General features: G+C 46.3%; 23 protein-coding genes and 8 tRNA genes. 5 read left to right on the forward strand and 26 right to left on the reverse strand.

Annotated elements, in window-relative coordinates:
- Positions 1 to 73: 73 nt before the first annotated feature.
- The 3 genes from rpsI to zapE all read right to left on the reverse strand — a co-directional run bounded on the left by rpsI (position 74) and on the right by zapE (position 2,237).
- On the reverse strand, positions 74 to 466 hold the full coding sequence (gene rpsI / locus VOA_RS15875; RefSeq protein WP_000829823.1) for a 30S ribosomal protein S9: 393 nt from the start codon (positions 464 to 466) through the stop codon (positions 74 to 76).
- A gap of 15 nt (positions 467 to 481) precedes the next feature.
- Positions 482 to 910: a 50S ribosomal protein L13 gene (gene rplM / locus VOA_RS15870; protein ID WP_000847599.1), complete on the reverse strand. Its 429-nt coding sequence runs from the start codon at positions 908 to 910 to the stop codon at positions 482 to 484.
- Between the two features lie 223 nt (positions 911 to 1,133).
- Positions 1,134 to 2,237: a cell division protein ZapE gene (gene zapE, locus VOA_RS15865; RefSeq protein WP_000187992.1), complete on the reverse strand. Its 1,104-nt coding sequence runs from the start codon at positions 2,235 to 2,237 to the stop codon at positions 1,134 to 1,136.
- Between the two features lie 153 nt (positions 2,238 to 2,390).
- Here zapE and zapG point away from each other — a divergent pair, with 153 nt between their 5' ends.
- The 3 genes from zapG (at position 2,391) to degS (ending at position 5,585) form a co-directional block, all read left to right on the forward strand.
- Complete coding sequence (zapG, locus tag VOA_RS15860) at positions 2,391 to 2,834, forward strand: Z-ring associated protein ZapG (protein WP_001145868.1); 444 nt, start codon at positions 2,391 to 2,393, stop codon at positions 2,832 to 2,834.
- 131 nt (positions 2,835 to 2,965) lie between these two features.
- Positions 2,966 to 4,333: a DegQ family serine endoprotease gene (locus VOA_RS15855; RefSeq protein WP_000743143.1), complete on the forward strand. Its 1,368-nt coding sequence runs from the start codon at positions 2,966 to 2,968 to the stop codon at positions 4,331 to 4,333.
- 190 nt (positions 4,334 to 4,523) lie between these two features.
- Positions 4,524 to 5,585, forward strand: coding sequence for an outer membrane-stress sensor serine endopeptidase DegS (degS, locus tag VOA_RS15850; RefSeq protein ID WP_000911603.1), 1,062 nt, complete (start codon positions 4,524 to 4,526; stop codon positions 5,583 to 5,585).
- Positions 5,586 to 5,685: 100 nt separating this feature from the next.
- Here the strand turns inward: degS and rplS are convergent, their stop codons facing one another.
- The 5 genes from rplS to ffh form a co-directional block, all read right to left on the reverse strand.
- On the reverse strand, positions 5,686 to 6,039 hold the full coding sequence (rplS, locus tag VOA_RS15845) for a 50S ribosomal protein L19 (RefSeq protein WP_000065250.1): 354 nt from the start codon (positions 6,037 to 6,039) through the stop codon (positions 5,686 to 5,688).
- A gap of 41 nt (positions 6,040 to 6,080) precedes the next feature.
- Entirely contained in the window at positions 6,081 to 6,824 is a 744-nt protein-coding gene (gene trmD, locus VOA_RS15840; RefSeq protein ID WP_000270019.1) for a tRNA (guanosine(37)-N1)-methyltransferase TrmD, read from the reverse strand.
- 27 nt (positions 6,825 to 6,851) lie between these two features.
- Entirely contained in the window at positions 6,852 to 7,406 is a 555-nt protein-coding gene (rimM, locus tag VOA_RS15835; protein ID WP_009355733.1) for a ribosome maturation factor RimM, read from the reverse strand.
- A gap of 27 nt (positions 7,407 to 7,433) precedes the next feature.
- A complete protein-coding gene (rpsP, locus tag VOA_RS15830) occupies positions 7,434 to 7,682 on the reverse strand; it encodes a 30S ribosomal protein S16 (RefSeq protein WP_000256449.1) in 249 nt (82 codons plus the stop codon).
- A 236-nt stretch (positions 7,683 to 7,918) separates the two neighbouring features.
- Positions 7,919 to 9,304 carry a signal recognition particle protein gene (gene ffh / locus VOA_RS15825; RefSeq protein WP_000462721.1) on the reverse strand — a complete coding sequence of 462 codons (1,386 nt, stop codon included), beginning with the start codon at positions 9,302 to 9,304 and terminating at the stop codon, positions 7,919 to 7,921.
- 213 nt (positions 9,305 to 9,517) lie between these two features.
- Here ffh and VOA_RS15820 point away from each other — a divergent pair, with 213 nt between their 5' ends.
- Entirely contained in the window at positions 9,518 to 10,312 is a 795-nt protein-coding gene (locus tag VOA_RS15820; RefSeq protein ID WP_000369281.1) for a cytochrome C assembly family protein, read from the forward strand.
- 82 nt (positions 10,313 to 10,394) lie between these two features.
- On the forward strand, positions 10,395 to 11,669 hold the full coding sequence (locus tag VOA_RS15815; RefSeq protein ID WP_000340996.1) for an HlyC/CorC family transporter: 1,275 nt from the start codon (positions 10,395 to 10,397) through the stop codon (positions 11,667 to 11,669).
- An 88-nt stretch (positions 11,670 to 11,757) separates the two neighbouring features.
- Here the strand turns inward: VOA_RS15815 and luxS are convergent, their stop codons facing one another.
- The 18 genes from luxS to VOA_RS15725 all read right to left on the reverse strand — a co-directional run bounded on the left by luxS (position 11,758) and on the right by VOA_RS15725 (position 24,673).
- Positions 11,758 to 12,276 carry an S-ribosylhomocysteine lyase gene (gene luxS, locus VOA_RS15810; protein WP_001130223.1) on the reverse strand — a complete coding sequence of 173 codons (519 nt, stop codon included), beginning with the start codon at positions 12,274 to 12,276 and terminating at the stop codon, positions 11,758 to 11,760.
- Positions 12,277 to 12,328: 52 nt separating this feature from the next.
- Positions 12,329 to 13,903, reverse strand: a complete 1,575-nt coding sequence (gene gshA / locus VOA_RS15805; RefSeq protein ID WP_000032603.1) for a glutamate--cysteine ligase — start codon at positions 13,901 to 13,903, stop codon at positions 12,329 to 12,331.
- A gap of 109 nt (positions 13,904 to 14,012) precedes the next feature.
- On the reverse strand, positions 14,013 to 16,868 hold the full coding sequence (locus VOA_RS15800; RefSeq protein ID WP_001228190.1) for a M16 family metallopeptidase: 2,856 nt from the start codon (positions 16,866 to 16,868) through the stop codon (positions 14,013 to 14,015).
- A 9-nt stretch (positions 16,869 to 16,877) separates the two neighbouring features.
- Complete coding sequence (locus VOA_RS15795) at positions 16,878 to 17,339, reverse strand: YqaA family protein (protein WP_000895344.1); 462 nt, start codon at positions 17,337 to 17,339, stop codon at positions 16,878 to 16,880.
- Positions 17,333 to 18,283 carry an NADP-dependent oxidoreductase gene (locus tag VOA_RS15790; protein WP_000428638.1) on the reverse strand — a complete coding sequence of 317 codons (951 nt, stop codon included), beginning with the start codon at positions 18,281 to 18,283 and terminating at the stop codon, positions 17,333 to 17,335. Before VOA_RS15790 ends, VOA_RS15795 begins: the two co-directional genes overlap by 7 nt.
- 122 nt (positions 18,284 to 18,405) lie before the next feature.
- Complete coding sequence (locus tag VOA_RS15785; RefSeq protein ID WP_000348850.1) at positions 18,406 to 19,536, reverse strand: sodium ion-translocating decarboxylase subunit beta; 1,131 nt, start codon at positions 19,534 to 19,536, stop codon at positions 18,406 to 18,408.
- A gap of 9 nt (positions 19,537 to 19,545) precedes the next feature.
- A complete protein-coding gene (oadA, locus tag VOA_RS15780; RefSeq protein WP_000042725.1) occupies positions 19,546 to 21,327 on the reverse strand; it encodes a sodium-extruding oxaloacetate decarboxylase subunit alpha in 1,782 nt (593 codons plus the stop codon).
- A gap of 35 nt (positions 21,328 to 21,362) precedes the next feature.
- Positions 21,363 to 21,623 carry an oxaloacetate decarboxylase subunit gamma gene (locus VOA_RS15775; RefSeq protein ID WP_000581306.1) on the reverse strand — a complete coding sequence of 87 codons (261 nt, stop codon included), beginning with the start codon at positions 21,621 to 21,623 and terminating at the stop codon, positions 21,363 to 21,365.
- 367 nt (positions 21,624 to 21,990) lie between these two features.
- Positions 21,991 to 22,067 (reverse strand) — tRNA-Arg (locus VOA_RS15770).
- 73 nt (positions 22,068 to 22,140) lie between these two features.
- Positions 22,141 to 22,217 (reverse strand) — tRNA-Arg (locus tag VOA_RS15765).
- A gap of 55 nt (positions 22,218 to 22,272) precedes the next feature.
- Positions 22,273 to 22,349 (reverse strand) — tRNA-Arg (locus tag VOA_RS15760).
- A 73-nt stretch (positions 22,350 to 22,422) separates the two neighbouring features.
- A tRNA-Arg gene (locus VOA_RS15755) sits at positions 22,423 to 22,499 on the reverse strand.
- Positions 22,500 to 22,554: 55 nt separating this feature from the next.
- Positions 22,555 to 22,631 (reverse strand) — tRNA-Arg (locus VOA_RS15750).
- Between the two features lie 66 nt (positions 22,632 to 22,697).
- Positions 22,698 to 22,790 (reverse strand) — tRNA-Ser (locus VOA_RS15745).
- A gap of 22 nt (positions 22,791 to 22,812) precedes the next feature.
- Positions 22,813 to 22,889, reverse strand: a tRNA-Arg gene (locus tag VOA_RS15740).
- A gap of 33 nt (positions 22,890 to 22,922) precedes the next feature.
- Positions 22,923 to 23,015, reverse strand: a tRNA-Ser gene (locus tag VOA_RS15735).
- Positions 23,016 to 23,196: 181 nt separating this feature from the next.
- A complete protein-coding gene (csrA, locus tag VOA_RS15730) occupies positions 23,197 to 23,394 on the reverse strand; it encodes a carbon storage regulator CsrA (RefSeq protein WP_000906485.1) in 198 nt (65 codons plus the stop codon).
- 91 nt (positions 23,395 to 23,485) lie between these two features.
- On the reverse strand, positions 23,486 to 24,673 hold the full coding sequence (locus tag VOA_RS15725) for an aspartate kinase (RefSeq protein WP_000743111.1): 1,188 nt from the start codon (positions 24,671 to 24,673) through the stop codon (positions 23,486 to 23,488).
- Positions 24,674 to 24,725: the final 52 nt, after the last annotated feature.

Here is a 24,725-nt window from a genome sequence, read left to right on the forward strand (position 1 = left end):
AAAACCCGGCTGAATAGCCGGGTTTTTGAACCACATCCAGTAACACTGGAGCGTATTTTCCCAAAAGGAAAAATTAACGCTTAGAGAACTGTGGACGACGACGTGCTTTACGTAGACCCACTTTCTTACGTTCAACGCGACGAGCGTCACGAGTAACGTAGCCAGCTGCACGTAGAACAGGACGTAGAGACTCATCGTATTCCATCAGAGCGCGAGTGATACCGTGACGGATAGCACCTGCTTGACCAGAAATACCACCACCTTTAACAGTGATGTACAAATCCAGTTTTTCTACCATGTCAACCAGTTCAAGAGGTTGTTTAACAACCATGCAAGAAGTTGGACGACCGAAGTACTCTTCAAGACTACGCTTGTTGATTACGATGTTGCCGCTGCCTGGTTTAATAAAAACACGAGCAGCTGAGCTTTTGCGACGGCCAGTGCCGTAGTATTGATTCTCTGCCATTTCCGAAATCCCCGATTAGATGTCCAGTACTTTTGGTTGTTGAGCAGCATGGTTGTGCTCAGCGCCAGCGTAAACTTTTAGCTTACGGTACATAGCACGGCCTAGAGGACCTTTTGGCAACATACCTTTAACCGCTAACTCAAGTACCATTTCCGGCTTACGCTCAATCAGCTTCTCGAAGCTGAATGACTTCAGGCCACCTGGGAACTCAGAGTGACGGTGGTACATTTTGTTCTTAGCCTTGTTACCAGTAACAGTAACTTTCTCCGCGTTAACAACGATGATGTAATCACCAGTGTCAACGTGTGGAGTGTATTCAGCTTTGTGTTTGCCACGTAGGCGAGATGCAATTTCACTTGCTAGACGGCCAAGAGTTTTACCTTCAGCGTCTACAACGTACCAGTCGCGTTTTACAGTTTCTGGTTTAGCAACGAAAGTTTTCATGCTAATAATAACCCGTTAATTTAAATTTACACTTCAAGGAGCTTTCGCTCCCACTGTCTAAGAGCCCAGTCATCACCCCTTCGAGTGGGTGGCACTCTCGGTCACAAAGAACCTGCAGTAACGGTGGGTCGCAGGATTATAGAGAAGGGCGCAGAAAAAATCACCTTTTTTTGAAGAAAAAGATAAAAAAATCCCATCTCTTGTTTATACCTTGTTTGCACCATTAAGCTAAATGTTGTTTCGCCAAATATTCATGGCTTTGCATCTCAACCAGTCTTGATTGGCAACGTTTAAACTCGAACTCTAGCAAACCTTGCAAATATAACTCTGCCATGCTGACTTCGGCTGAAATAATTAATTTTACATGCCGTTCATAAAATTCATCTACCAACGCGATGAACCGCCTTGCTGCATCATCGTTACTTTTATCCATCTGTTTGACATCAGCTAAAAGCACTGTGTGATAAATTTTCGACAATTCAATATAGTCATTTTGGCTACGGGCCGTTTGGCATAGCTGAGCAAAAGTCGCATATAAAACACCATCACAGGCGGCGTTCACGGGCACAAGACGATGATTCACTTCTATTTGATTCTCAGGCAATTGCTCCGAACTAACCAACTGTTGGAAATAGCGCTGGAGATTTTCCGTCGCTTTTGCATCAAGAGGGTAATGATAGATTTCGGCTTGCTGCAATGTCCGTAAGCGGTAATCAACCCCACTATCGACATTCAATACGTGACAGTGGGTATCCACCAATGCAATCGCGGGTAAAAAGCGGGCTCGCTGTAACCCATTACGGTACAGTTCTTTGGGGGGAATATTGGAGGTCGCAACCAACACAACGCCTCGTCTAAATAGAACTTCAAACAAAGTCCCTAAAATCATCGCATCAGTAATATCCGAAACAAAGAACTCATCAAAGCAGATAATATTGGCTTCGGCACAGAAACGATCAGCAACGATTTCCAGAGGGTCACTCACATCAGATAACGTACGTAACTCATCATGAACTCGATACATGAAGCGATGAAAATGAACCCGCAGCTTTTTCTCAGTCGGTAATGCTTCAAAAAAGGTGTCCATCAGATACGTTTTTCCTCGCCCTACTCCACCCCACATATAAAGCCCTTTGGGAGGCTGAGAAACGTGTGCTTTCTTGCCTAGCAATTTCTGCCACACAGAAGGTCGTACCACTGGCTGATTAAGATACTCAATCCATTGATGGTACAAGTTATCCAATGCCTCTACAGCTTTCGCCTGTGCCTCATCACTATAAAAATCAGAACGTTGTAAATCTTTTTCGTATCGTTGCTTCGGTGTCATACTGGTCTACTACAGTTACAATGAGAGCCTTAAAGGTAAAATGGCATACATGCATTTTGCTTTATCCAACCTAGCTCTCATAGTAACATGTCCCCCGTACATGTGTAACCAACAGGTAAAAAACATGTTAAATAACAACAATAAGGAGCTGTTATGCCTTGGATCTATGCCATTGCTGGATTGCTAGTGGGGATTGTTGTCGGGATGCTGATTGCTCGTTTGACTACCCCTCAATACAAGACACAGAAGAATCTACAGAAAGAACTCGAGAGCGCTAAATTCACTCTAGAGCAACAACGCCAAGAATTGTCTGATCACTTTGCACAGACGGCTGAAATGCTCGATACCCTAGGAAAAGACTACACCAAGCTCTATCAACATATGGCCAAAACGGCTACTGATCTGATCCCTAATCTGCCAGAGCAAGATAATCCATTTATCAGCAAATTAGCGCAGCAAAAAGAGGAAGAGGGTAAACAAGAAGAGGTCTTGGAGCAGCCGCCAAAAGATTATGCTTTAGGTGCAACTGGCTTATTGCGCGGCGAGGAAAAGCCCATTATTCGCTCCTCGGATCTGGTGAATGCCAAAGCTAGTTAATCAATTCTCACCATCCTGCGGTGAACTTTGTAAAGGTTTTTGAGTCATAACTCGCAGATTGTCAGTTGAAGTTTCTTTAAATGAACCTATTTCTACTTCAACCAGACGTTAAATTGAACGAGGAGTTTATGATGAAAAAACCTTTACTTGTTTTAACTGCTCTGTCACTTAGCTTGAGCTCCATTCTCACACCGTTACCTGCCACAGCAGCTCTCCCCCTTTCTATCAACGGGGAACAAGTTCCAAGCCTTGCACCTATGCTCGAAAAAGTCACTCCAGCCGTTGTGAGTATTGCAGTGGAAGGAACTCAGGTTTCAAGGCAGCGCTTGCCAGACCAATTTCGTTTTTTCTTCGGTCCTGATTTCCCAATCGAGCAACTCCAAGAACGACCTTTCCGTGGTTTAGGCTCAGGAGTCATCATTAATGCAGATAAAGGCTATATCGTCACTAACTATCATGTCATTAATGGTGCTGAGAAAATCCGCGTCAAACTACATGATGGCAGAGAAATTGATGCAGAGCTCGTTGGCGGTGATGAGATGTCTGACATCGCCTTGTTAAAACTCAGTAAAACCAAAAACCTAACAGAAATTAAAATTGCCGACTCTGACGTCCTGCGAGTCGGTGACTTTGCAGTGGCCATTGGTAATCCTTTCGGTTTAGGGCAAACCGTAACCTCTGGTATTGTGTCTGCTTTAGGTCGTAGCGGTTTGAATATCGAAAACTTTGAAAACTTCATTCAAACCGATGCCGCCATCAATAGTGGTAACTCTGGTGGTGCCTTGGTCAATCTCAATGGTGAATTGATCGGAATCAACACTGCCATTCTTGGTCCTAACGGCGGGAACGTTGGAATCGGTTTTGCCATCCCCTCCAATATGATGAAAAACCTTTCCGATCAGATCTTAGAGTTTGGTGAAGTGAAACGCGGCATGCTCGGCGTTCAAGGTGGGGAGATCACCTCTGAGTTAGCGGATGCATTAGGTTACGAGTCATCCAAAGGAGCATTTGTTAGCCAAGTCGTTCCAGATAGTGCAGCAGATAAAGCGGGGATCAAAGCGGGTGATATCATCACCTCACTCAATGGTAAAAAAGTAGATACTTTCTCTGAATTACGCGCTAAAGTCGCGACACTTGGTGCAGGAAAAACGATTACGCTTGGCGTATTGCGTGATGGTCAAACAAAAAGTTTTGATGTCACGCTAGGCGAGCAACAAAATGCTAAAACCAAAGCTGAATCGCTGCATCAAGGATTAAGTGGTGCCGAGTTAAGCAATACCACTGAGAGTGACCCAATCCAAGGCGTTAAAGTCACTGAAGTTCAAAAAGGCTCAGCCGCGGAATCTTATCAACTACAAAAAGATGACATCATTATTGGTGTGAACCGTAAACGAGTGAAAAACATCGCTGAACTTCGCAAGATCATGGAGAAATCACCCAATATTTTGGCGCTAAATATCCAACGAGGAGATCGTACGATCTATCTTGTCGTTCGTTAAATTCTACCCAGTGTTGCCACCTTTAGGTGGCAACATGTATTCCAGCTCCACAATTAAACTGCGTAAAGTCAACTAATCTATCAAAAAGTTATCCATAACTACCGAGATGCCACTTTGGTGAAAAGCCCTTCCAGTGTTATTCTTGCCCACTCATCGTGAGAAATTTGTTCATTACTGAGTTGGGGAAATTATGCTGAAATTTTGGGTTCGCTCAATTAGCCTTGGGCTATTGGCTGCGATTATCATCATTTTTGTCACACCCTCACTACGTGTAAAACTACTCCCCTCCGCTGACTCTAGTCCAAGTAACATAGGTGCATTACAGATATCCTTTAATGATGCAGTACGTAGAGCAGCCCCTGCAGTAGTTAACATTTACAATCGAAAATACAGTGAAAATGATCGCCAAAAACTCTCAACTCAAGGCTTAGGTTCTGGGGTCATTGTCAGTGAAAAAGGCTACATCATTACCAACTATCATGTCGTGGCTCAAGCCGATCAAATTGTCGTTGCATTACAAGATGGCAGAGCGGCGGCCGCGCAATTAGTCGGAAAAGATCGTCGTACGGATATCGCAATATTACGGGTGGAAGGCACGGGCTTACCTGTAATTCCACTCAATCCAGACTACTATCCCAAAGTCGGCGATGTGGTATTAGCCATTGGAAACCCATACAACTTAGGACAAACCACGACTTTCGGGATTATCTCAGCCACAGGACGATCCTCCATCAGCGCTGATGGACGCCAAGCGTTTATTCAAACTGATGCTGCTATCAATGACGGAAACTCAGGTGGCGCATTGGTGAATACTCAAGGTGAATTGGTTGGGATCAATACCGCCTCTTTTCAGCAGGCAACGGATCTGGAAACTTACGGCATCTCATTTGCCATACCTTACTCGCTTGCCAGTAAAATCATGGCCAAAATCATTGCCGATGGACGCGTGATCCGTGGTTATATTGGTGTCGATGGGCAAGATATTAATTCGATGACTTCACGTCTGCTAGGCAATGAGCATGTCGGCGGGATCATTATTTTAGGGGTAGACCCTAATGGCCCTGCAGCGCGAGCTGGTTTTTTAGAGCAAGATATCTTACTGAAAATCGATGGAAAGAAAGTGAATGGCCGCCAAAATGTCACGGATACCGTGACCGATTTACGACCAGGCACCGTAGTCGATTTTACCTTGCTGCGAAAAGGTGAAGAAATCGTCATCCCGGTCACCATCGGGGAAGACACTCGTGAGTAACGAACTAATATTAATTTAACGCGATGAATCGTGATAAAAGAACACAAAAAAGCGGAGCCCTTGGGCTCCGCTTTTTACTACGAGAACGAGAGTTCTAGCATTACTTCTTAGCCAGCTTCTCTTTGATACGAGCAGCTTTACCAGATAGGTCACGCAGGTAGTACAGTTTGGCACGACGTACTGCACCGCGACGCTTAACTTCAATGCTATCAACTACTGGAGAGTGAGTTTGGAACGTACGCTCAACACCTTCGCCGTTAGAAATTTTACGAACGGTGAATGCTGAGTGCAGACCACGGTTACGGATTGCGATTACGATGCCTTCAAAAGCCTGTAGACGCTCACGGTCACCTTCTTTTACCTTAACTTGAACCACAACAGTGTCGCCTGGTGCAAATTGAGGCAGGTCTTGTTTCATTTGCTCTTGTTCTAGAGCCTTGATGATGTTACTCATTGTCTAAATTCCTAGAATAAACTGATACTAAATTTAATAGGTTACTGATGGCGAGTCTCTTTAATGTACTCGGTCAGTAATTGTTCCTGTTCGTCAGTCAGAGCTAGGTTTTCCAGGAGCTCCGGTCTTCTAAGCCAGGTACGGCCAAGCGACTGCTTGAGTCGCCAACGACGAATGTCCTCATGATTGCCGGATCTCAGTACCGCTGGCACCTCTTTTCCATCCAACACTTCAGGACGCGTGTAGTGAGGACAATCCAACAAACCATTAGCAAAAGAGTCTTCTTCTGCTGACGCAAAATCCCCCAATACTCCCGGAATAAACCGCGAGACCGAATCAATCAACGTCATGGCTGGGAGTTCCCCACCCGTCATTACGAAATCCCCAATTGACCATTCTTCGTCAACTTCAGATTCAATAATGCGTTCATCTACCCCTTCATAGCGACCGCAAATCAGAATCAGGTTCTGGTTTTGCGCCAGCTCTTCCACACCTTGTTGGTCGAGTTTTCGACCTTGTGGAGAGAGGTAAATCACTTTCGTCTTACCCGGTGACGCTTGTTTCGCAGCATGGATGGCATCGCGCAAAGGTTGCACCATCATCAACATGCCTGGACCGCCACCGTAGGGTTTATCATCGACAGTGCGACGTTTGTCATGAGCGAAATCACGAGGATTCCAAGCTTCAACTGACAACAACCCTTTTTTAACCGCCTGACCTGTTACTCCAAAATCGGTAACGCTGCGGAACATTTCAGGAAATAGGCTAACAATGCCAACCCACATGTTTCCTCGCTTATTCGATTTTAAGAGTTAAAACGCAGGATCCCAGTCAACTTCGATCCGTTGAGCTTGGCGATCAACAACTTTGATCACTTGCTCTTCAAGAAACGGAATTAACCGTTCCTTTTGGCCGAAAGCATCTTTCAGATTCGCTTTCACCACGAGAACATCGTTGGAGCCTGTTTCCATCATATCGGTTACTACACCAAGGTCGTAGCCGTTCGTGGTCACTACTTGCATACCAAACAATTCACGCCAGTAGAATTCATCTTCTGACAATTCTGGTAGTGATGCGGGGTCAATAGCAATTTCAAAGTTAGTCAGCAGGTGTGCATCTTCACGAACGTCAAGCCCTTGAAGTTTTACTACCCAACCTTTGTTGTGGCGTTTCCAGCCTTCTACCTTGTACTCAACCCACTCGCCCTTTTGGTCAATAAACCAAGGACTGTAATCAAAAATACTTTCTGGATTGTCTGTGTAGGAAAAAACTTTAAGCCAGCCACGAATGCCGTAAGAAGAACCTAATTTTCCCACAACCAATCTTTCGTTTTGCTTGCCCATCGTCTCTTTACCTTTCATCGACATAAACTAGTTACTACTTAACAGTAATAATTAAGCCGCTTTTTGAGCGGTTTTAACTAGCTGTGCTACGCGATCAGACAAAGATGCGCCTTGTGAAACCCAATGGTTCACGCGATCTAGGTCTAGACGCAGGCCTTCTTCTTGACCAGTAGCAGTAGGGTTAAAGAAACCTACTTTCTCGATGAAACGGCCAGTTGCTGAGTTGCGGCTGTCAGCTACAACGATTTGATAGAATGGACGCTTTTTCGCGCCGTGACGTGCCAAACGAATGGTTACCATGTCGTCCTCTTTGCTTTTCAAAAATAAAATTAACCCCGAAAACCATCTTGCAAAAAATTCACAAAATTTAGTTTAGGGTCTCGTGCCAAAATAAAGCCTCGGAATTCTACTCTTATTCCGAGGCTTTGCAAGGGGTTTAGCTACTTTTTCACCAGCAAAAAGTGCTACGAATTACCGTGATTCAGCTAACAGATTGAAAAGCTCACTGATCACTCAAATGGTTGCGTGTGAGTGGACTAACGCCCGAAGAACCCCCCGCCGAAACCACCACGACCACCGCCACCCATTAGGCCCTGCATGTTACGCATCATGCCTTTCATGCCACCTTGTTGCATTTTCTTCATCATCTTCTGCATCTGGGTAAACTGCTTGAGCAGGCGGTTTACGTCTTGCACTTGGGTACCTGAACCCGCAGCAATCCGCTTTTTACGTGAGCCCTTGATGAGATCGGGGTTTTGACGCTCTTTCATGGTCATTGAGTTGATGATGGCTTCCATCTGCTTGAAAACGCGATCATCCACTTTATCTTTCATATCCGCAGGCAGTTGAGACATTCCGGGCAGTTTATCGAGCATACCCATCATGCCACCCATGTTTTTCATCTGACCTAACTGCTCACGAAAATCTTCTAAGTCAAAGCCTTTCTTTTCTTTGAATTTTTTCGCAAGTTTTTCAGCTTTCTCTTGGTCAACATTGCGCTGCAGATCCTCGATCAGCGACAGAACATCACCCATACCGAGAATACGTGAAGCAATACGATCAGGGTGGAAAGGCTCTAACGCATCGGTTTTCTCGCCGACACCGATAAATTTGATCGGCTTACCGGTAATATGACGGACCGACAGCGCCGCACCGCCACGGGCATCACCGTCAACCTTGGTCAGGATGACCCCCGTCAGTGGTAATGCATCGCCAAATGCTTTCGCGGTATTGGCTGCATCTTGGCCCGTCATGGCATCAACGACGAACAGCGTTTCAACCGGATTGATCGCTTTATGCAGTGCCTGGATCTCGGCCATCATCTGCTCATCAATCGCCAAACGACCCGCGGTATCGACAATCAGTACGTCGTAGAATTTCTTCTTAGCATGATCAATTGCAGCGTTAGCGATATCAATCGGTTTTTGATCCGGTGTGGACGGGAAGAAATCAACGCCTAAATCATTGGCTAATGTTTCGAGCTGCTTGATCGCCGCTGGGCGATACACGTCGGCGGAAACCACCAACACTTTCTTCTTATCACGCTCTTTTAAGAGCTTAGAGAGTTTGCCTACGGATGTGGTTTTACCCGCACCTTGCAAACCTGCCATCAAAATAACCGCTGGAGGTTGAGCGGCAAGATTCAACGCTTCGTTGGATTCGCCCATCACCGCTTCAAGTTGCTGGCGGACGATTTTGATGAACTCTTGACCCGGAGTCAGAGATTTAGAAACTTCGACACCAACGGCACCTTCTTTGACGCGATTCACGAAATCACGAACTACAGGCAGTGCTACGTCCGCCTCCAATAGTGCCATGCGCACTTCGCGCAGGGTATCTTTAATGTTGTCTTCAGTAAGACGACCTTTGCCGCTGATATTTTTCAGCGTTTTGGACAATCGATCGGTTAAATTCTCAAACATCTTTTTTCTCTTCGCTAAGCGGCGATAAATTGGCGTGAGTATACCTTAGACAAACGAACAGGCATACCCGTTACCCAGTGCTCACATTCACGAATGTCACTGTTGAATGGCTTTTTGTGCTCTAACCTCTCAAAAACGAAGACGATCCAAAGTAGCCCATTAGCGGAGAGCAAGGTATAATTCGCGCACTTAACCCTTATCTATGTGGCAGGTATGGACAACTTAATCGCGATGGCCGCGGCGATGTTATATCTCTTGTCGATTGCGACTATCGTACCCGGGTTGGTCAATCAAACTGGGATCCGAGCGAAAACCGTGTTTATCAGTGCGGCGATTGCACTACTTTTTCATGGCTGGTTACTCAGTGATTTGATTCTGCATGGCGCAGGGCAAAATCTGAGCATTCTCAATGTGGCGTCTTTGATCAGTTTCATTATCTCTTGGGTAATGAGCATTGCCATGTTTAAAACTCGACTCTGGTTTTTGCTGCCTGTTGCCTATAGTTTTTCTGCCATTAATATTTCCGCTGCAACCTTTTTACCGGGGACTTTCATCACTCACCTAGAGAGTGATCCCAAACTGCTGTTGCACATTTCATTAGCGCTATTCTCCTACTCAACCTTGAGCATCGGCGCCTTATATGCACTGCAGTTAGCTTGGTTAGATCATAAGCTCAAAACAAAAAAGGTGTTCTCCATCAATCCCAATTTACCGCCACTGCTAATGGTGGAGCGTCAGTTATTCAAAATCATTTTGATTGGTAACTTACTGCTCACGGGGACGCTAGTCACTGGGTTTATCTTCGTGCAGGATATGTTTGCCCAAGGCAAAGCCCATAAAGGTATCCTCTCGTTTGTGGCATGGATTGTGTACTCTATTTTACTCTGGGGCCATTATCGTCAGGGTTGGCGTGGTAAAAAAGTCACTTGGTTCGCGGTTGCGGGCGCCACTTTACTCACTTTGGCTTACTTCGGTAGCCGTTTTGTACGTGAAATCATTTTGCGCTGAACAAGATTCATCGAGCTGTCATTTGACACTCACAGTAAATTCAGCCTTTAATTAGAACTCTGTCATAAGGAAAATTCGCGTTTTGGACGACATATCAACGGGTATCTTATTTGCGCTACTCGCGTGTCTCATTGTTATTTCTGCCTACTTCTCCGGCTCTGAAACCGGCATGATGGCTCTCAACCGTTACCGCTTAAAGCATTTAGCCAATAGCGGCCATAAAGGCGCAAAACGGGTTGAGAAGCTCTTGGATCGTCCAGATCGTTTGATCGGCTTAATTTTGATTGGTAATAACCTCGTCAACATCCTCGCTTCTGCGATTGCCACCATTATTGGCATGCGTTTGTATGGTGATTTAGGCGTTGCGATTGCCACGGGTGCGTTGACGCTAGTTATTTTGGTGTTCGCTGAAGTAACCCCAAAAACCTTAGCTGCGCTTTATCCTGAGCGAGTGTCTTACGCCAGCAGTGTGCTGTTGACGATCTTGATGAAGCTACTTTCGCCACTGGTTCTATTCGTCAATGTCATTACTAATGGTTTGATCCGCATCCTCGGGATTTCACCTAAACACGGAAAAGGCGATCACTTAAGCTCGGAAGAGTTACGAACTGTAGTGAATGAAGCGGGTGGTCTTATCCCTCGCCGCCACCAAGATATGTTGCTGTCGATCCTCGACCTTGAGCATGTCACCGTGAATGACATTATGATTCCGCGCAATGAGATCACCGGCATCAACATCAATGATGATTGGAAGTCGATCACTCGTCAGCTTGCACACTCCCCTCATGGGCGTGTAGTGCTGTACCGTGACAAGATTGATGAAGTGGTGGGGATCTTGCGCTTACGTGAAGCTTCACGCTTTATGCTTGAAAAAAACGACTTTAATAAAGAAATGCTGCTGCGCGCAGCAGATGAGATCTATTTTATTCCTGAAGGCACACCGCTCAACGTTCAACTGCTCAAGTTCCAACGTAATAAAGAACGCATTGGTTTAATCGTGGATGAATACGGTGAAATCATCGGCTTAACAACGTTAGAAGATATTTTGGAAGAAATCGTTGGTGAATTTACTACGTCGATGTCGCCAAGCTTAGCGGATGAAATCACCCCACAAGGTGATGGTAGCTTCTTAATTGAAGGTAGTGCCAATATTCGTGATATTAACAAGAGCTTGAAGTGGAAATTGCCCACCGATGGCCCACGAACCTTGAATGGTTTAATTCTAGAGCACCTTGAAGAGATCCCCGCGAGCCACCTCAGTGTGAAAGTGGCACAGCATAAAATGGAGATCTTAGAGCTGGAAGAGAATCGCATTAAGCTAGTCAAGGTTTACCCAAGAAAAGTAAAACTTGTTTGATTTAACTGAATAACCCAAACAAAAGCCCGAACAAACATTCGGGCTTTTTACATGATAGACGTTCACTACAACCTATACAGCAATCGACTTAGTGAACTTTCAGCTCATTGAGCATGGATTCTGGCAATGCCAACTCATCATTGCGGTTAACCGAGATGCCTGCCGCAATCACTTTCTGCGCAATCCCTTTGGCTTCTTCTAGCGAATGCATTGCGGCTGTACCACATTGGTATTCGTTGAGCTCAGGAATTTTATCTTGGCTTTCCACTTTTAACACATCTTGCATCGCGGCTAGCCAAGCCTGCGCCACTTGCTGCTCTGTTGGGGCCCCAATCAGGCTCATGTAGAAACCGGTACGACATCCCATCGGAGAGATATCAATGATTTCCACTTGGCCACCATTGAGATGAGCACGCATAAAACCCGCGTACAAATGCTCTAAGGTATGAATACCGCGCTCAGACAGAATGTCTTTGTTTGGCAGAGTAAAGCGCAAATCAAATACGGTAATCGTATCCCCTTTTGGGGTTTGCATGGTTTTCGCAACACGCACAGCTGGGGCATTCATCCGAGTGTGATCAACCGTAAAACTGTCTAATAATGGCATTTCCTTTCTCCCTTTCTGGCTCGTCTTACTGCGTGCCAATCAATAACTAACCCTAAACTGTCACCTGCAAATACGCAAAATAGTGCGTTAAGTAAGCATCAAAACTGAGCGTATCTTGCGCTTCAATCTGCGCTTGCGCTTCTGTTGATCGACCCACTTCCTGTTCCATTTCTGCTTGCGAATAAAATTGATATTGATGCTGTAAATTCGCAGCACGATATTCGTTACCTAAAGTGCAACCGGTTTTACCTAAACCACCATACAGCTTAATTTCAGCGAGGATTTTCGCGGAGAGCGTTAACTCGGGATTATCAATCCAGCTCTCTAACTTCTCACACACATCCTGATAAGGCGTTCCACCCAGTGATGCATCTATCGTCTTAGCAATCAACCGTAAATCGCTAAATACTCGTTTTGCCCACGCTTGCAAAGTCAACACTTCACCGTAGCACCCAATTTGGAGCTCCAGACCCGGTCTACGCCCTTCTAGCACGACTTTACGCCAGTTATCACGCCAGCAGCCGAGTTCACAACCATCCATAGGGTCTGAATCCGACAGCGCTGTCCAAGCTAAAAACAGATCGAGGAAACGAACCTGATCTTCATCAATGCCAATCGGGCTAAATGGGTTCACATCGAGCGATCGCACTTCAATATATTCTACCCCTGCACGAGCCAAAGCTTGTGAAGGGCGCTCACCACTTTGTGTCACGCGTTTCGGACGAATGGGGGCATACAGCTCGTTCTCAATTTGCAGCACATTGCTGTTAAGCTGACGATATTCCCCTTCAACCTTCACCCCAAGTTTGGCAAATTCTTGTGATGGCGTTCGGATCGCCTCATTCAATCCTTGCAGATACTGCTCAATGCTGTTGAAACCAATTTGCAGCACACTTTGTGCACTGTTGGTGTAGCCCAAATCGCTTAAACGTAGTGATGTGGCATAAGGCAAATAAAGGGTTTTACCAATCGACTCAAACGGTAGGTCGGTTTTACGCCCTTGCAAGAAAGACGAACAGAGTGCCGGTGAAGCACCAAACAGATACGGGATCAACCAACCAAATCGGTAATAGTTACGAATCACGCCAAAATAGGCTGCCGATTTACTTGCTTGGCGCGCTTGCGGATCTTGTTCACCATACAGTGCATCCCAAAAGCTTTCTGGGAATGAAAAATTGAAATGCACTCCCGAAATAATCTGCATCAAACTGCCGTAACGGCGCTTCAAGCCTTCGCGATACAGTGTTTTCATTTTGCCTGTATTGGAAGATCCGTATTGCGCCAACACTATGCCATCTTCACTGCCGACATAACAGGGCATGGAGAGAGGCCAGAGTTTTTCCTCTCCCAGTTTGGTTTGTGCGAAATGGTGAATATCCGACATCTGTGCGATGAGCGTATCCACTTCATGAGAAACCGGAGTAATGAATTCAAGCAAAGACTCAGCAAAGTCTGTTGTGATCCAACGGTGTGTTAATGCTGAGCCCAGTTCTTTCGGGTGTGGCGTTTGCGTGAGTGCACCTTCCGGCGTGTAACGCAATGATTCGCGCTCCAATCCACGGCCAAACTTTTGAAATACTTCTGGTTTATTTGCAACTGTTTGTAGTCGCTCGGCAAATTTACTCAAAATACGCTTCGCTTATGTCGGTAGTTATCATCGAATACAGCCACTGAAATCAACTTTCTGGGCGGCATAACGAGTTGGGCGTAAGGTGCCCCATTAATAAATGTGTACTCTAGCGGATGATTTCAAGCTCTTCTAGCGCGATGCCTAACTTTTCCAACTGGGGTTTCAGTTGTTTTGCATCGCCAACTACGATGATTTGATAGTCATTGGGATTAAACCACTTCGCCGCCAGTTCATTGAGTGCTGAGCGAGCCACGCTTTTGACGATCTCATTGCGCTGCTGTAAATAGTCACGATCTAAGCTATAAGTCAAAATGCTGGAGATGAGCTGCGCCTTTTGCGCCGGAGTTTCATACATCAATGCATCTTGTTGACCGACCGCTAAACGTAAAAATTTCATCTCTGCGTCAGTCATGCCAGATTGGCTAAATTGACGCATCTCTTTGATCATTTCTTGAATCGCTTCCACCGTCACATCAGCACGCACTGGCGCATTAAAGACAACCGCACCAATTTCACGGTTGCTAGCAAAATAGCTGCCCGCACCATAGGTATAGCCTTTATCTTCACGCAAGTTGAGGTTAATTCGGCTATTAAAATTACCAGCCAAGTTAAAGTTAGCTAGCTGAGTTAAGTACAACTCACCAGTCGCGTCAAATGACAGCCCTTTGCGCACCAGACGTATAATACTTTGTGGTGCTCCCGGCTTATCTACTAAGTAGATTTTTTGTTTGGTTAAATTGGGGACGACTTGAGGGGTAATAAGTGGTGCAGCTTCACCTTTCCAATCGACAATAAACTGTAATTGCTGACGAATTTCTCGCGCGCTGATATCACCGACTACCGCAATTTGCGCCCCTTGTGGCGTGTAATGTTGTCGATAAAACTGCTTCACATCTTGCAGCGTTAACGCGGCTACCGAAGCTTGAGTTCCCTCAGCCGAGCGAGCAAATAGGCTTTTGCCCCACAACACTTGTCGCGTGGCTTGTGAGGCTAACCAACTCGGCTGCTGATGCTGATATACCAAGCCTTGTAACATCTGCTGCTGTAAGCGAGCAAAGTCCTCTCGATTAAAGGCTGGTGTTAAAAGCATCTCTTGCACCACGTTTAACGTTGCTGGCAAGTTTTTCTTCAAACTTGAGACAACGATGCTGGTTGAATAAGGCCCAGCTGCCACTTGAATACTCGAGCCTAACTTATCCAGTTGAGCTTGAATCTCTTCCGCACTGCGGTTTTGACTGCCTTCTTGCAGTAAGCTGGCCGTTAAATTGGCTAAGCCTTCTTTACCAACCGCGACTTGACGCTCACCTGCCGGTAATTCGATTTCAATCAGCACTGTCGGTGTTTCAGTGGTTTGGGTTCCGAGCAGTTGCACGCCATTATCAAAATAGACATCGTATAACTTCGGCGAACGAGCCTGAATCGCTTCAGCCAGTTGTGGCATTTGTGATCGATCAAAGCTGTCTTTCACTTCTCGATATGCGAGCTGATCATCCCCAATTTTTTGATGCTCAAGCAGTTGGCGCTCAGGCGTGGTAAAAGTAGCCGGACGCACGGCAAACTCCGTTTTGCCTTTCGCCACCACACTTAAAGTCACTTTCGGTTGACCATCAATATAGCGAGTAAATACTTGCTGAAGTGATTGTGGCGTCACCGAGCGAATTTTCTCTAATTGGCTTTCAATACGATCCGGTTGATTAAAGAAGGTTTGATTGGCTGCTAATTGGCTCACTTTGCCTTTGACGCTCTCTAAAGCAAAAACCGCATTAGCTTCTTCCGAGCCGGTAATCTGCTCTAAGCGTTGGGCAGAAACCCCTTGCTGCTTAAATTTCTCCAATACTTGCAGGATGTCCTGGTAGAGAGGAGCTAAGTTACCTTGCATACCTGAGGGAGCCATGGCGTACACATAAAAGGTACAAGCAAGCTCGGCACAATCTTGAAATGCCCCTGCATCAACGGCTTTTTGTGTTTTGACTAACTCTTGATATAAGAAGCTGTTGTTCCCCCTGCCCAATACACTCGCTAGTGCATCCAGTGCCACTTCATCCTCAGCCCCTAAATATTGGGTCGGCCATCCAATCAGCAACATCGGCTGCTGCACACGATCTTCCAACGTAATAAAGCGATCTTCACTCAAACGTGCTGGCTGCTTCGGTGCATCCACCACTTCAGGGCCCTTAGGAATAGAGCCAAAGTATTTTTGCACCCAAGCTAGGGTCTGTTTCACATCCAGATCGCCACCTATGGTTAAGACCGCATTATTCGGGCCATACCAACGTAGGAAAAAGGCTTTAAGATCATTCACGTCAACACGATCTAAATCACTGACGTAGCCAATGGTTTGCCAAGAATAAGGGTGCCCTTCGGGATAAAGTGCCTCACCCATTTTTTCCCACATCAAACCATAAGGACGGTTGTCATAATTCTGAGCACGCTCATTTTTCACGGTGTCACGCTGGATCTCAAACTTGCGCTGTGAAACCGCATCGAGCAAAAAGCCCATTCGATCGGCTTCTAGCCATAGCATTTTTTCCAATTGGTTCGCAGGAACCGTTTCAAAATAATTGGTACGGTCGCGGTTTGTGGTGCCATTGAGCGAGCCGCCTGCTTCAGTGATCAAACGAAAATGCTGCTGATCGCCGACATGTTTAGAGCCTTGAAACATCATGTGTTCAAAGAAATGAGCAAAGCCCGATTTACCAATCTCCTCACGAGCGGAACCCACGTGATAGGTCACATCAACATGCACTAAAGGATCGGAATCATCAGGCGACAAGATCACGGTAAGCCCGTTATCTAAACGATACTTCGAGTACGGGATCATCACTTTCCCCGGCTCGGCTTTCACCTCTTCGACTAAAGTGACGCCTTTCGGCAGGGAAGAAAACAAAGGCAATGAGGAATCAGATGCACTACATCCTGCCAACAACAGCAGAGAAAATCCAAACAACGCGAGTTTTCTCATCACGTCTCCTTAAAACAAACCGTAATAGAGTGCAGCAAGCAATGAATAACGCAATGCTTTACCGACTAAAATCATTAAAAATGCAGGAAATGCCTGTAAACGCAACCAACCTGCGGCTAAACAAAGTGGATCACCAATAATGGGTAACCAACTGCCAAGCAGCGCCCAATAACCGTAACGCAGCAACCAGAGCTTGGCTTTATGACCTTGTTTTTGCGTATGAGTTCGATGCGGAAGCCATAAACCGACCCAATAGTTGGTCATGCCACCTAAGGTATTGCCCATCGTTGAGACGGTCACTATGAGCCAAACCGGATGCTGAGCGAGCGATAAACTCGCCAGCAATGCCGCTTCAGAACCACCCGGTAATAAAGTAGCACTGAGAAAACCACTCCAAAACAATAAGCTGAGTGGTGATTCAGCCAGTAGAGAAGTCAGTGGATCAGAAAAATTATTCAGCCACTCTAGCATTTCATATCAAGAAGCAACTTGCCTCTGGTGTGCCCTGATTCGATCTGCTGATGAGCGAACATCGCCTCGCTAAGCGGATAGATCTGCTGAATTTCCAATTTAAGTAAACCGACACTAACCATGTAGAGCATGGTATCAAGCTGCTCTGGATTTGGGTCAACTAACATGCCGGTGGCGTCAAAGCCAAGTAACTTGGCTTTGACGCAGATCAGCTCTGCAGTTAACGTCGGCACCGTAATCACTCGAGCGTTATCTTTCAGGCATTTAAGCGCATCCAACGCAGCATCGCCACCAACCAAATCAATCAGCACATCCACCTCTTCTAAACGTTGAGAGACTGGCGCAAATTGGTAATTGATGGCATGTGCTCCAAGCGTAGCAAGGTAATCTAAATTTGCCTCACTACAGGTCGTAAAGACTTCGGCTTTGGCAGCTAGTGCAATTTGCACTGCAATATGCCCCACTCCACCCGCGCCTGCCAAAATCAGAACTCTCTCACCTTCCTGAACTTGCGCTTTACTCAATGCTTGCGCCGCAGTTTGACCAGCTAAAGGCAGAGCTGCAGCGGCCTCAAGAGTCACGGCATCTGGCACTAAACTCAGTTCTTGTTCTGGCACACACACATATTGACTATAACCGCCGCCACGCAGAGGAAAGCCAATAAATCCCGCCACATTATCCCGCTCTTTGAGGCGAGTAACCCCCTCACCCAAAGCAGCAACTCGCCCGGAGATATCGTAGCCAGGCGTCCACGGCAACTTATCTTTGTTTTGCGCAGCCGCCCAGCCTAAACCGGCTCGGGTTTTCACATCGATAGGGTTAACACTCGCAAAAGCGACTTTCACTAAAACTTCCCCCGCTTTAGGCGTTGGGAGCGGTGAAGAGTGTAAAGCTAACACCTCCGGTGTTCCAAATTGGGGAATGACGATCTGTTTGTTTTCCATTTCCACTATCCCTATCGTGTGAATAAAAAAGGATGCCGAAGCATCCCTTTGAATATATACCAATTTCTTTTAAGTCGTTAACTTTGCATTGTGGTTTTGAGCATAAGATAACCAATAGAACTTTAACCGACTAAAGCTAACAATACCCCAGCTGCAACTGCTGAACCTAAAACCCCAGCTACGTTTGGCCCCATAGCATGCATCAACAAGAAGTTTTGTGGGTTCGCCTCCAAACCGACTTTGTTCACTACACGAGCCGCCATCGGAACGGCTGAAACCCCAGCAGCACCAATCAGTGGGTTGATATCCTCTTTGGAAAATTTATTGAGAATTTTCGCCATGATCACCCCCCCCGCAGTACCAATACTGAATGCCGCTGCACCGAGAGCAAGAATACCTAGCGTTTCCAAATTCAAGAATTTGTCCGCTTGCAGTTTTGACCCAACACCAAGCCCAAGGAAGATGGTCACAATATTGATCAACTCGTTTTGGGCGGTTTTGGATAAACGATCCACCACTCCCGATTCACGCATTAAGTTTCCTAAGCAGAACATGCCCACTAGAGGCGTTGCTGCCGGTAAAAACAGAATGGTCATCAAAAGCACGACCAGCGGAAATACGATCTTCTCGGTTTTGCCCACATGGCGCAGTTGAGCCATCTTGATTTTGCGTTCTTCTGGCGTGGTAAGTGCTTTCATGATCGGTGGCTGAATGATCGGAACCAGCGCCATATAGCTATACGCCGCCACTGCAATGGCGCCTAGCAAATCCGGAGACAAACGGCTAGCAAGGAAGATGGCTGTAGGACCATCCGCACCACCAATAATAGCAATCGATGAAGCATCTGCCATGGTAAATTCCATGCCTGGTACAAAGTTCAGTAAGATCGCACCAAATAGAGTAGCGAAAATACCTAGCTGAGCTGCAGCCCCTAGCCACAAGGTTTTAGGGTTGGCAATCAATGCACCAAAATCCGTCATTGCCCCCACGCCCATAAAAATCAGCAATGGGAACACGCCAGACTCAATCCCTACGTGATAAATGTAATACAGTAAACCGCCCGGCTCAGTGAAACCTGCTTCTGGGATATTGGCAAGCACAGCACCAAAGCCTATCGGCAACAGCAGCAGCGGTTCAAATCCTTTACGGATCGCCAAAAATAGCAACAGACAGCCAACCATGATCATGATGATCTGCCCTAACTCAAAGTTAGCAATCCCCGTTTCTTGCCATAAGGTAATTAATCCGTCCATGATTTTCCCTTACGCTAGACTTAGCAGTGATGCGCCAACACGAACACTGTCGCCTTCTTTAACATGCAGCTCATGAACGACCCCATTGCGCGCAGCACGAATTTCAGTCTCCATCTTCATCGCTTCTAGCACGATCAGAACATCGCCTTCAGCCACTTCAGTACCTTGCTCCACTTCAATTTTGAAAATAGTCCCAGCAAGTGGTGCGGCAACTGCTTCTGTGGACTGAGAACTTGTCGGTATCACTGGCTGTGATGCCGCTTTTTGCACTGCAGGAACAACAGAGGTCAGTTGACCTTGTGGACCCACTTCAACGTCATACACCACACCGTCCACTTTCACACTGTAACTCTCGATACCCGTTGCAGGTTTGGTAGTTGGAGCCACTGTTAATGCTGGCTCTTTACCTGGTGCAGGTTCAAACGCTTCTGGATTATGGCGATTTTTCAGGAATTTCAGGCCAACTTGTGGGAACAGTGCATAAGTCAGAACATCGTCTACCTGCGCATCCGCTAAGGTGATTTTTTCGGCCTGCGCTTTTTCAAGCAACTCTTTGGTCAGATGCTCAAGTTCATCTTGCAAAAGATCGGCAGGGCGGCAAGTAATCGCTTGTGAGCCGTCTAATACTCGCGCTTGCAACTCAGCATTCACGCTAGCAGGCGTTGCACCGTATTCCCCTTTCAGCACACCAGCAGTTTCTTTGGTAATGCTCTTGTATCGTTCGCCGGTCAAAACGTTAATCACCGCTTGAGAGCCAACAATCTGAGAGGTTGGCGTCACTAACGGGATAAAACCAAGATCTTGGCGTACACGTGGGATCTCTTCCAATACTTCATCAATACGATGGGCGGCACCTTGCTCTTTCAGCTGACTTTCCATATTCGTCAGCATTCCACCAGGTACTTGAGCAATCAGGATCCGCGAGTCGACTCCTTTTAATTGACCTTCGAACTTAGAGTATTTCTTGCGCACATCACGGAAGTAAGCCGCGATCGGTTCAAGCTGTTCCAGCTTGAGTTGAGTATCGCGTGGTGTCTCTTGTAGCATCGCAACCACCGTTTCCGTGGGCGTATGGCCATAAGTCTGGCTCATTGAGGAAATCGCGGTATCAAGAATATCAATCCCCGCTTCCACCGCTTTTACTGCCGTAGCCGTAGATAAGCCCGTTGTCGCGTGACAATGCAGCGCCAAAGGCACCGCGCAAGACTGCTTAATTCGTGTGATCAATTCTTCGGCTTCGTACGGTTTTAGTAGCCCTGACATGTCCTTAATACACAAGGAGTGGCAGCCAAGATCTTCCAAGCGTTTCGCCAAATCTACCCATGTTTGAGTATTGTGAACCGGACTCGTGGTATAAGAGAGCGTACCTTGAGCATGCGCACCGACATCAATCGTGGCTTTCACCGCTTTTTGGAAATTGCGGACATCGTTCATGGCATCAAAAATACGGAACACATCCATACCATTGGCATGAGCTCGTTCAACAAATTTTTCAACCACATCATCGGCGTAATGGCGGTAACCTAGCAAATTTTGCCCACGCAGTAACATCTGCATCGGGGTATTGGGCATTGCTTTTTTCAAAGCGCGTAGACGTTCCCATGGATCTTCCCCCAAGAAACGAATGCAAGCATCAAATGTAGCGCCACCCCAAGTTTCCAAAGACCAGTAGCCAATTTTATCCAGCTCAGCCGCGATTGGTAACATATCTTCAATACGCATACGCGTAGCAAAGAGTGATTGATGGGCGTCTCGTAGGACGACATCTGTGATGGCTAGTGGTTTAGACATGATCATTAACTCCTTTTAATCCTTGTAATCCAGATTTACTGTTTCATTGTCGCAGCACGGTGCTGATGCACTGCCGCAGAAATTGCAGCCACGACTTGTGGGCTAACTGAATCAGTTGCTGGTTGAATTTTTTGACTTTTCTTGGGCGTTACAGCAGCCTCGGGGGCCTCTTGAGGTACCACACGGGACATAAACTGAACGAGATAAACGAGAAGAGTAAGAAATAGGAATACCACAGCCATTCCGGTGACCATCAGAGTGGCGGCATCCATAAGTAGACTTCCAATATGTATCATGTTGCTTCCTTTGCGTGTCATCCTGACATTTTCTGCTAATGCTTATTTTTCATTCACATTACAGAAGAACTGGATTATCTCGACTGAAAAATAATTGTCAATTTGGTTACAAGCACTCTTTTAGCTTGGACACAAACTGGAACAATAAATCATCAAATCCAGCGCCAAGATCCCTCGAAAGAACAAAGAAAAGAGGCTGTTTTTTCACCCATTTCATTTAAGTTACAGCGAAAAAGGGCTAAATTCTGCGATGAAGTTAATATAGCGGGAAATACTCTCAACAAAACAATAAGTTGTAAATCAAGAGTAAATGAAGTGATCGAGGGATGTAAAAAAGCCATGCATTTTCATGCAGGGCTTTTAATAGTGGCGCGCTCGAGAGGATTCGAACCTCTGACCGCCTGGTTCGTAGCCAGGTACTCTATCCAGCTGAGCTACGAGCGCGCAATTTTTGTAATGATTCGATACCGAAATTTCAGTATCAGGGTATTACCCTTCTCTCTTAACGAGATAAGAGTGGCGCGTCCGAGAGGATTCGAACCTCTGACCGCCTGGTTCGTAGCCAGGTACTCTATCCAGCTGAGCTACGGACGCGCAGGCTTTGATTGTTTTCACAATCGACTCCCGAAACTTCAGGAGTTTTAAATAGTGGCGCGCTCGAGAGGATTCGAACCTCTGACCGCCTGGTTCGTAGCCAGGTACTCTATCCAGCTGAGCTACGAGCGCGCAATTTTTGTAATGATTCGATACCGAAATTTCAGTATCAGGGTATTACCCTTCTCTCTTAACGAGATAAGAGTGGCGCGTCCGAGAGGATTCGAACCTCTGACCGCCTGGTTCGTAGCCAGGTACTCTATCCAGCTGAGCTACGGACGCGCAGGCTTTGATTGTTTTCACAATCGACTCCCGAAACTTCAGGAGTTTTAAATAGTGGCGCGCTCGAGAGGATTCGAACCTCTGACCGCCTGGTTCGTAGCCAGGTACTCTATCCAGCTGAGCTACGAGCGCGCAGGTTGTGAACTATATCACAAATACTTTCTTCTAGAACAAAAAAATTGACCATAGGCCAATAAATGGCGGTGAGGGAGGGATTCGAACCCTCGATACGGCTATAAACCGTATACTCCCTTAGCAGGGGAGCGCCTTCAGCCTCTCGGCCACCTCACCACTTTCATATTCTAGAAGAATATGGCGCGTCCGAGAGGATTCGAACCTCTGACCGCCTGGTTCGTAGCCAGGTACTCTATCCAGCTGAGCTACGGACGCGCTGTGGCTTATCGAAATAAGCATTGCAAGAAATGGCGGTGAAGGAGGGATTCGAACCCTCGATACGGCTATAAACCGTATACTCCCTTAGCAGGGGAGCGCCTTCAGCCTCTCGGCCACCTCACCGTCTTGCGGAGGCACATATTACGATTTACCAAAAATATGTCAAACACTTTCTTGGAGAAAACTCGGCAAAACAGCTCAACCGTTGGCAATTTAACCAAAGCGATGAGAATTTGCACTTTCTAAATAAAAACACGGGGATAAACAAAAAGGTCGGCGTTAGCGGCCGACCTTTCTTCGATAATTAGTAGTTGCCAGACGCAACGCCACCATTACCTTTTTCAGCTTGAATGCGCATGTAGATTTCTTCACGGTGCACAGACACTTCTTTTGGTGCATTCACACCGATACGGACCTGGTTACCTTTTACGCCCAATACTGTCACGGTCACTTCGTCACCGATCATCAGGGTTTCGCCAACACGGCGAGTCAAAATAAGCATTCTTAGCTCCTTGAGTAATCTCTGTATTTTTTTGCAACCACACTATTATCCATCAAAAGTCATGACATCGTAAACTCTCAATGGAGCCCGTTTAACCTAAAAAGGTTTGTTTTACACCAAACTCTTGAGTGATTTCCGATGTCACATAGGTGTCGTGCAAAATATTAGCAGCACGATCCACATGTGCAGGATCCAACATTAGCATAGATGATTGTTCCGAGGCCGAGACATAACGCACACCGATGCCATGTTCAGCTAAGGTTGTACGAGCGTGAGTCACAAGTGCTCCAGCTTGTAAACCGACCTTAGTGATCAGGCTTATTGATTCTGAGCCACAGATTTTATCAGCGCAAACCAATTCTAGCTTAGCATAAGCATCTCGCTTAATGACCAGTGCACTATTTTCAGGCTCTTCCAGTGTAGTGCAGACTTCCACACCGAGCATTTGGCACTGCTTGATAGTGCTAGCCAGACATTCACTTGCAACCATAACCAAAGTCATCTCCCTTTGAATTGCGATGCCACATACAGCGTGGGTAACGGCATCCCCCTTAATGAGGCTACCTTGATTCAGTTCAAAAGTTGACAGTACACGCAGTGGAACAGAATGTTTCCAAGCATACTGCACACAAGGCAGATGTAATACTTTCGCGCCTTTGCGCGCCATCTCTTCCATAGATGGAAAGTCGATCACATCCAGCTTACGCGCGGTTGGCACTATTCTTGGGTCACAAGTGTATACACCATCAACATCGGTAAAAATCTGACACTCATCCGCTTTCAGCGCACCCGCCAACGCTACTGCACTGGTATCTGAGCCACCACGACCCAAAGTGGTGATATCCCCATTTTCATTAATCCCCTGAAAACCAGCGACTATCACAATAAAATCTTGATCCAGTAGCTCGGTAATCGTTCGAGTATCAATATGTTTAATCGTTGCGTCATTGTGTTGATTATCCGTCACAATTTTCGCTTGAGCTCCGGTTAGTGAGCGGGCTGCATAGCCCATTTTATGCAGTGTCATCGCCACCAAAGCCATCGACACCTGCTCACCAGCAGAGAGCAAAACATCAAGTTCTCTAGCATTTGGCACACTATCGACTTGTTGAGCTAAACTCACCAGTCGATTGGTTTCTCCTGCCATGGCAGAAACTACCACAACAACTTGATTACCATCATTCTTCGCCTTAATGATGTGTTCAGCTACGGTTTGCATTCTTTCAATTGAACCCACCGAAGTTCCGCCGAACTTTTGCACGATAAGGGGCTTTTTCACCAGTATTCACCTTCCCAAGACCAAAGTCTCATCGGGATCAAAGTGCTCTGAC

It is taken from the genome of Vibrio sp. RC586, from assembly GCF_000176715.1.
GTDB lineage: Bacteria > Pseudomonadota > Gammaproteobacteria > Enterobacterales > Vibrionaceae > Vibrio.